Source organism: Citrobacter sp. JUb117, assembly GCF_024809055.1.
GTDB classification, from domain to species: domain Bacteria; phylum Pseudomonadota; class Gammaproteobacteria; order Enterobacterales; family Enterobacteriaceae; genus Citrobacter; species Citrobacter gillenii.
The window spans coordinates 420,320-428,810 of record NZ_JANUFB010000002.1 but is presented as its reverse complement, the minus strand read 5'-3'; the positions used below and the strand labels follow the sequence as shown (position 1 = coordinate 428,810).

The following is an 8,491-nucleotide window of genomic DNA, read 5'->3' as shown; positions in this document are numbered from 1 at the left end:
TCATTGTCCTGCTATCCGGCGAAGTGCCGTGATGACGCGCTGGGTATCGTCGGCGGTCATGTCGGGAAATAAAGGCAGTGAACAGATGCGGGCGCTATTCCATTCTGTGTTGGGGAGCGACAGGGTGGGGAAGCGTTCGCGATAATACTTTTGCGTGTGCGCCGCGCGAAAATGCAGACCGGTACCGATACCTTCAGCCTTCAGTGCTTCCATTAAGGCGTCCCGACTCAGGCCGCAGCGTGCCTCGTCAACACGAATAATAAACAGATGCCAGGCGTGACCGTGCGACCATTGCGGCAAGCTCAACGGCTGAAAAGGCGTATCTGCCAGCGCGTGCTGATAGTGGTGCGCAATTTCAGCGCGACGTGCATTTATTCGACCCAGTTTATCCAGTTGTGCCAGGGCGATGGCAGCATTGATATCGGTCAGGTTGTACTTGTACCCCGGGGTTATAACTTCCGCCTGCGGTGCACGACCAAAGGTTTGCCGGTCATAGGCATCCACGCACAGACCGTGGAATTTCAGACTACGCAGACGTTGCGCGAGCGCACTGTCGTCGGTCACGATCAGTCCACCTTCCGCGCAGGTAACATTTTTGATGGCGTGAAAGGAGAAAATCGCCGTACCGCGGGCGCCAACATGACGGCCTTTGTATAAGGTTCCCACCGCATGTGCGGCGTCTTCGATGACCGGGATGCCATAACGTTCGCCGATGGCGTAAATCGCATCAAGATCGGCAGGAGCGCCGGCGTAATGCACCGGAATAATTGCTTTGGTTCGTGGAGTGATGGCCGCTTCGATTTGTTCGGGAGTGACCATCAGCGTATCGCGGTCGACATCGATCATCACCGGCGTCGCACCCAACAGGACAATCATATTGATCGTGGAAACCCACGTCATCGACGGGGTGATCACCTCATCACCTGCGGCTACGTCCAGCGCCATCAGCGTGATGTGCATACCTGCTGTAGCTGAGCAGACGGCAACGGCATGTTGGTTTCCCGTCAGCCGACAGAATGCCTCTTCCAGTTGCTGATTTTTAGGGCCGGTGGTTATCCATCCTGAGTCCAGAACGGTTTTGACGGCGGCAAGCTCTTCAGTACCGAAGGCCGGGCGAGAGAAAGGCAAAAAGTCAGACATCATTATTCCTTCAAGCCATTAAACGCCATCGCATATTTATTAGGATGATAAATAGAGGTGTCGTTAATTATTTCATCAGGCTGCAAAGATTAATGATTGAAGGTTAATTTATCCTTAAGAGTTTAAGGTTGAGAAATAATGTGGAGTGTTTTGATTTTTGTGATTATCTATTTGAAAGTGAAATGTTTTTATATTTTATTTTTCGTCGCGAGCTACCGACATTACTCCATTTTATTAAAAAATTAAGCAATGCCGGTACACATACAGCCAATTTCATCGTGACAAAAATTACAGTAGTCCTTTCAGTTTTAACGTTTTTCGGGTGGCGACGTTTAAGTCGTAATGGGCGAGGTCCTGCGGTTTAACCCAGGCGAAGTCCTGAAACTCTTCGTTAATCTTCACCTCACGATTGGCTGAAACACAATCGAAGATCAGATAAATCATGTAGATCTCTTCCTGGCGACCATCAGCATAGGTTTTGGTGCGGATATCATCACTAAAGGTCCACGGAGTTATCTCTGTGAGCACCAACTGCTCGCCCAATTCTTCGCGCACTTCGCGACGCAAGGCCTCTTCGATACGCTCACCCGGCTCAACTCCTCCACCTGAAAGTGCCCATTGACCGGGGAACACGCCGCGATCGTCGGCCATTTTGCACAGTAAATAACACCCTTCATTTTGAATTAATGGGCAAACAATCGTTCTTTGACGCATAAGTCTGTTCCTTAGTGTGTCTGTCCAGTGAGTCCATCTTTCACTCATCTTACCTGTTACCAGACGCAGAAAAAATGCGTCCAGGCCGATTTAAAGGAGAAGCGGGATTAAATGAATGCGATAACAGAAAACACGCCTCAGGCCCTTGCTGCGGCGTAAGTTGGCCGTTAACTTAACCTTTGCTAAACATTCTGAGTAGTATTTAGTTACAATATGTTATTGCATCGCCTTTTTAGCTCATTGATTCCTCGCCATCAGGCAGTACAATCCAGCGGTTTTGGGGCTATGTTTAGTTTCTTGCTGGAAAGGATAGAAAATGAAAAAAAGTATTTTATTGGGCCTTGCTGGAATGCTGTTTGTTTCTGCGTCGGCAAACGCGGTAAGCATCAGCGGCCAGGCGGGTGAAGATTACACCAACCTTGGCTTCGGTTTCGGTACCGAGTCCTCCGGGCTGGCAGCCAGCGGCAACTGGATGCATAACGACGATGATGGTGATGTTGCCGGCGTCGGTCTTGGCCTGAATATCCCGATTGGTCCTCTGCTGGCCACCGTTGGCGGGAAAGGCGTTTATACCAACCCAAACGACGGCGATGAAGGCTATGCGGCGGCGGTTGGTGGTGGCTTGCAGTGGCCGATTGGCGACAGCTTCCGTCTGTTTGGCGAGTACTACTACTCTCCGGATTCGCTTTCCAGCGGTATTGATAGCTACGAAGAAGCCAATGCGGGCGCGCGTCTGACCATTATTCGCCCACTGAGTATCGAAGCCGGTTATCGCTACCTGAACCTGGCGGGTAAAGATGGCAACCGTGACAATGCGATTGCTGACGGCCCGTATGTTGGGGTTAACGCCAGCTTCTGATGTCCCTGGCGCGGCGTTCAGCTGCGCCTGTTTTTCCTTCTCTTACTCATTCTCTTTCCCTCCATCCTCCATGTTCCCTCGCCATTGCGTTATAGTGTTTTGATTGCATAAGCAGGAGAACACAATGTTAAACGTGGAGATGCTATCCACCGGGGATGAAGTGTTGCACGGCCAGATCGTCGACACCAATGCCGCCTGGCTGGCTGATTTTTTCTTCAATCAGGGATTACCGTTAACACGCCGCAACACGGTGGGCGACAATCTCGACGACCTGGTCGCCATTTTGCGCGAACGCAGCGAACATGCCGATGTATTGATTGTGAACGGTGGTTTAGGGCCAACCAGCGATGATTTGAGCGCGCTGGCTGCGGCAACGGCAAAAGGTGAAGAGCTGGTGCTGCACGAGGCATGGCTTGCTCAGATGGAGCATTACTTCCGCGAACGCGGTCGTTTTATGGCACCGAGCAACCGTAAGCAAGCTGAGTTACCTGCCAGCGCCGAGTTTATCAATAACCCAGTGGGTACCGCCTGCGGATTCGCCGTGAAGCTCAACCGCTGTTTGATGTTCTTTACGCCGGGCGTTCCGTCAGAGTTTAAAGTGATGATCGAGCATGAGATCCTACCGCGTCTGCGGGAGCGATTCTCACTCTCCCAACCCCCGCTATGCCTGCGACTAACCACCTTTGGCCGTTCTGAAAGCGAGCTGGCGCAAAGTTTGGATCCGCTGCCTTTGCCTGCCGGGGTCACGATGGGGTATCGCTCATCAATGCCGATTATCGAGTTGAAGCTTACCGGGCCGGATTCCCAACGTGAAGCGATGCTGGCGCTCTGGCCGGAGGTGAAGCGGGTTGCCGGGCAGAATATGATTTTTGAAGGCACGGAAGGGCTGCCCGCGCAAATTGCACGCACGTTACAGGAACGGCAATACAGCCTGACGCTCAGCGAACAGTTTACTGCGGGCCTGGTCGCCCTCCAGCTGTCTCGCGCCAACGCCCCGCTGTTGGCCAGTGAAGTGGTGCCCTCTCAGGAGGAAACGCTGGCGCAAACCGCGCACTGGATAACCGAGCGACGCGGCAATCATTACGCAGATTTGGCGTTGGCGGTATCGGGTTTCGAAAACGAACATATTAACTTTGCGCTGGCAACGTCTGAGGGCACGCATGCATTACGCGTACGACTTAGCGCTAATCGCTACAGCTTGCCGGTGCGTCAGGAAGTGTGCGCCATGATGGCTCTGAATATGCTGCGCCGTTGGCTTAACGATCAGGATATTGCCACCGAGCATGGCTGGATTGAAGTGGTTGAATCACTGACCGTATAGTTTGTTATTGCCTGATGGCGAAGATTTTGTAGGCCGGATAAGGCGTTTTACGCTGCCATCCGGCAGATGTTTTGCCCGATGGCATTTCGCTTATCGGCCTACAATTGGGATGTAGGCTTGGTTAGTTAGCCTAACGCCTGTGCCAGCAGGGTTATTGGATGCTCACAGCGCTTGCTGGTGGACATCTCAATCTGCCATTTGCAGGTTTCGCAGTCGGTAACGACGATATCGGCTCCGCTTTCTTCGATCTGGCGGAATAGCGGGGCGCCAATGGATTGCGAAGTGGGGTAGTTTTCCTTTTTAAAGCCGTAGGTCCCGGCGATGCCGCAGCATTGGGAATCCAGCACCGTCAGTTCCAGACCAGGAATTTGACGCAGCAGCTCCAGCGTGTAGAGCGTCCAGCCCATTTTCTCCATATGGCAGGGGGTGTGGTAGACCACCTTCAGTGGCAGTGTTTTTAGCGGCAGCGTTTGCCCGCCGTCCAGTTTGCGCCACAGCCAACGGGTGGCCAGCTCAATATGTTCACGCAGGCCCGTGTTGTCGACATCCAGCACTTCGGGATATTCATCGCGAAGCGCAAAGGTACAGGTTGATGAGGTGGCAAGCACCGGAATACCTTTTCCGTCAATGGCTTCTCTGAGCGAAGCCACGTTGCTGACCGCCTGCTTACGTGCCTTATCGGTAAAACCGTTGGCGATCAGCGGCACGCCGCAGCACTTCTCTTTACTCAGCAACTGTACGCCGGTCCCCATCGCATTCAGCACTTTAATCAGGTCTTTGCCAAGCTGTGGATGGTTATAGTTCACAAAGCAGCCGTGAAAAAAGGCGACCTGATCCTGATACTGCGCCTGCTGTGCGGCAACGCTGCGGTACCAGCGGCGGAAGGTACCAAAGGAGTATTTTGGCAGCGTCCGGCGATGATCGATTTTTAACGCGTAATCGAGCAGCTGACGCACGGGCTTCAGCGAGGTGGCGGTATTGACGATCGGCGCGAACGGTGTGGAAACGCTGCCCATCAAATCGGTATGGCTTAAGACAAAGTTGCGCAGCGACGGACGCGTGGTGTCATATTTGGCGCGCGCGCGCTGGATGATATCGCCAATTTTAACATCTGACGGACAGGCGACTTCGCAGCGTTTGCAGTTGATACAGTATTTCAGCGCATCATCGTATAACGCACCGTCTTTTAGACGCAGACGTTCCCCGTCCGGCCCGGCCTGTTTGGGGCCTGGGTAGCTCGGATTGACGCGGCTGACCGGGCAGGCAGTGGTGCACACAGTGCATTTGATACAACTTTCAAAACGTGTGTCGCTCATTGCTGGCCTCCTGCTCGTTTTGCAATATGATGTGCGGCATGTAAGGCGCTGACTGCGCACACACCGCCTCCGCAACCCTGGGCTATAGGGTCAAAACCGCCAAGCACCGACCCGATGGCAAACAGGTTCTCTACCGTTTTTCCCGCAAGCGTTGGGCGCAGGGTGTTATCAGTATTCACACCAAATTGTTGCCACGGTTGTGGGTCGAAGACGTCGCGCTGATACCACTGCGCACGGGTCTCTGTTTGCTGGACATCCAGGCCGAGGATCGGCTCGTGGACAGCCTCGCGTGTTGCCACCAGTCCGCTGCTGAAGAAACTGCCGCTGGCGAGCACGGCAAAACGTGGACGCAATGGAATATCAGCATGATTGCGGGTCCACACTTCACTTACCACACCGTCCTGACAGGTGATTTTTTTCACCTCGTCACCGGGCATCCACACGCCGCCCTGGCGTACAAACTGACGCTGTAATTGATTGTGCAGGCGCATGCCGAGAACAGAAGGCGGTAAGGTGGGTAACAGCATCAGCGAGCAGGGCAGACGCTCGTTGAGCCACTGCCAGAGCCGGGAATCGGCGAGACCGAAGCAGGCTGGCATAATAATCATGTCGCAAGTTTTTGCTATTGGCAGCAACGCGTCACAGAGCAGTGGCCATTTATCTTCGTTATCCAGCAGGCGTGCGATGTTAACCGCGCGAAACTCGGTGGGGTTGTCGCGCAGAACATCCAGTTCCGGCAGCTCGATTTCTGCGGTGTCGACGCTGAGGTTACGCTGGCTCAGCGAGGCCGCCGCGAGGTGTGCCTGAAAATCCAGTAACCCGCTGATGCCCACCACGCAGATACGCTGAGCAGACAGCGGCCAGACCGGTACTTCCGGCGAACTGAGCCAGGTTGAGCGCAAGGTCCCCAGCGGCGTTACGCGCTGATGTACCTGATGCACCTCGCCCTGCAACTGGGCACCGGATTCTTTCAACAGGGTTTGCGCCTGCTGCGCCAGTGACAGGACGTTTTGCGTACCGATAAGGCTATAAGGGTGCAAGGGGGCCTGAGTGCGCAGTGCGTTCAGGCCTGCCTCGATATCGCTCACCGGCTGTCCATCCGGCAGCGTGCTGAGTAAATCCAGCGAGCCGGAGGAAAAATGCAGGGCGCTTTGGCCACGGGTAACAATCGCGCAGCGTAACCCGCTTTTTTGCAGTTGCAGACCGCACAGCAGTCCGGCGAGACCGCCGCCGATAATGACGGTATCAAATTTCATCCTGGTGCTCCTTTTCCAGACCGCATAACCCCTGATACACCCAGCGCGTGAACTCGCTTTCGCGCAGTGCGTCTCCCCAGGCAATCGGCTGCACGCCTTTCCAGCGTTCGTTGAGAAACTCGGAGAGCTGGGTGATGGACTGCGCGGCGGTGGTAACATTAAAACGTTGCAGTAACCCTGCGGCGCGGCAAGCGCACAGTTCGCCCTGGCATGTCCCCATCCCGACGCGAGTACGGCGGCGCAAGTCCAGCAGGCTGTTGACGGTTAAATTTTCCACGGCGTATTGGACTTCGCCTGCGGTGACCGCCTCGCACTCGCAGACCAGGCTGCGATGCTGACGACCTTCGCTCAGCCAGACCGGGGTGCGATCGCCGTGACGGTAGACTGCCGAGCCGCGTAGCGGTGCGGGCAACGAGATCACGCGCTTAAGCGTGTGCTCGGTTGATTCCTGCGAACCTGGCAGCGCGACGTCCGCCGTGGTGCAAGGGCGAGTGTTGCCCAGCTTGCGGCAGACGGCGTCGGTGGCCCATTCAGCCATCAGGCGGTAGGTCATCAGTTTGCCGCCGGTAATGGTGATAAAGCCATCCAGACCGTCGCGTTCAGCATGATCGAACAACACAATGCCGCGGCTGACGTTACGACCGCTTGGATCATTGTCGCTGGCCACCAGCGGACGCACGCCGGAGTAGGCGCGCAAAATGCGCGTTTTCGCCATAATCGGCGCCAGCTTCTCCCCTTCACGCAGCAGGATATCCACCTCTTCAGCGGTGACGCGGTTGCTGTCGATATCATCGTAATCAATATGTTGCGAGGTGGTGCCGATCAGCGAGATAGTGTCGCCAGGCACCAGAATGTCGGCATCCGACGGTTTACGGCAGCGGTTGATGACATGCTGGTTAATGCGATGATCCATGATCAACAACGAACCTTTTGCCGGGAACATGCGGATGCTCAGATCGGCATATTCCGCGATCCGCTGGCCCCAGATCCCGGCAGCGTTCACCACCACCGGCGCATGCAGGGACTGCATCTCGCCGGTGAGATGATTGCGAACGTTCACCCCGCAGACGGTTGCACCTTCACGAATCAGCCCGGTCACTTCATGGGCCGTCAGAATGACCGCGCCATGCTCTCTGGCATCCAGCATGTTGGCAGCGGTTAAACGGAAGGGATCCACGGTACCGTCTGGCACTTTGACTGCGCCAATCAACTGCGGGTTCACCGCGGGCTCGATAATGCGCGCTTGTTGAGGGTCGATCGCTTCTGCACGAATGCCCGCATCTTCGCAGGCACGAATAAAGGTGGCCTGGAAGGAGAGTTCATCTTCCGGCAGTGTGATAAACAGACCGTCCGTAGGCTCTACGCAGTGGCGGGCGATACGTTTCAGAATTTGGTTTTCGCTAATACATTCACGCGCAGATTCTGCGTCAGTGACGGCATAGCGCGCACCGCTGTGCAGCAGGCCGTGGTTACGTCCCGTCGCGCCGGTAGCGATATCGTGGCGTTCTACTAAGATGACGCGCAATCCGCGCAGAGCACAGTCGCGTGCGATCCCGGCACCTGTTGCTCCCCCACCAATGATAATCACGTCACTTGTTTGCGAGTCGCGAGTTTTCATTGTTTTTCCTCACAGTTCGTTTTTTTATCATTTAGCCACATAAAAAACATGGATTGTTTGATTTCGCGCATAATCGCTCATTATTCGAAAATGAAACGTGATTTCGTGCGCCTTTATGAACATTTGTCATAAATCTGTAACAATCTGTGCTGTGTTTCACATTTTTGTGCTGAATCTTTCCTTAACATCGCGGCCACACTGGGGGAGGTTGCGTCGTGATGACGTACTTACAGTGTTTCCTTCGAACGAAAGACGGCCACGGAGGCT

General features: G+C 54.7%; 7 protein-coding genes. 2 read left to right on the top strand and 5 right to left on the bottom strand.

Annotated elements, in window-relative coordinates; genetic code table 11:
* A complete protein-coding gene (gene arnB, locus M2374_RS05870) occupies positions 1-1,140 on the bottom strand; it encodes a UDP-4-amino-4-deoxy-L-arabinose aminotransferase (RefSeq protein ID WP_181689116.1) in 1,140 nt (379 codons plus the stop codon).
* A gap of 288 nt (positions 1,141-1,428) precedes the next feature.
* A complete protein-coding gene (gene nudI, locus M2374_RS05865) occupies positions 1,429-1,854 on the bottom strand; it encodes a nucleoside triphosphatase NudI (RefSeq protein WP_115257926.1) in 426 nt (141 codons plus the stop codon).
* Between the two features lie 316 nt (positions 1,855-2,170).
* Here nudI and M2374_RS05860 point away from each other — a divergent pair, with 316 nt between their 5' ends.
* Both M2374_RS05860 and M2374_RS05855 read left to right on the top strand, forming a co-directional pair.
* On the top strand, positions 2,171-2,713 hold the full coding sequence (locus M2374_RS05860) for a YfaZ family protein (RefSeq protein ID WP_115257927.1): 543 nt from the start codon (positions 2,171-2,173) through the stop codon (positions 2,711-2,713).
* Between the two features lie 124 nt (positions 2,714-2,837).
* Positions 2,838-4,034, top strand: a complete 1,197-nt coding sequence (locus tag M2374_RS05855) for a nicotinamide mononucleotide deamidase-related protein YfaY (protein WP_181688922.1) — start codon at positions 2,838-2,840, stop codon at positions 4,032-4,034.
* A 125-nt stretch (positions 4,035-4,159) separates the two neighbouring features.
* On the opposite strand, the gene glpC is transcribed toward M2374_RS05855, so the two are convergent.
* The 3 genes from glpC to glpA are packed head-to-tail and all read right to left on the bottom strand — an operon-like array spanning position 4,160 to position 8,224.
* On the bottom strand, positions 4,160-5,350 hold the full coding sequence (glpC, locus tag M2374_RS05850) for an anaerobic glycerol-3-phosphate dehydrogenase subunit GlpC (protein ID WP_096756399.1): 1,191 nt from the start codon (positions 5,348-5,350) through the stop codon (positions 4,160-4,162).
* Positions 5,347-6,606 carry a glycerol-3-phosphate dehydrogenase subunit GlpB gene (gene glpB, locus M2374_RS05845; protein WP_181688923.1) on the bottom strand — a complete coding sequence of 420 codons (1,260 nt, stop codon included), beginning with the start codon at positions 6,604-6,606 and terminating at the stop codon, positions 5,347-5,349. Before glpB ends, glpC begins: the two co-directional genes overlap by 4 nt.
* The gene (glpA, locus tag M2374_RS05840) at positions 6,596-8,224 is read right to left on the bottom strand and encodes an anaerobic glycerol-3-phosphate dehydrogenase subunit A (protein ID WP_117343428.1); all 1,629 of its coding nucleotides are present in this window, start codon (positions 8,222-8,224) and stop codon (positions 6,596-6,598) included. Before glpA ends, glpB begins: the two co-directional genes overlap by 11 nt.
* Between the last annotated feature and the right edge of the window lie 267 nt (positions 8,225-8,491).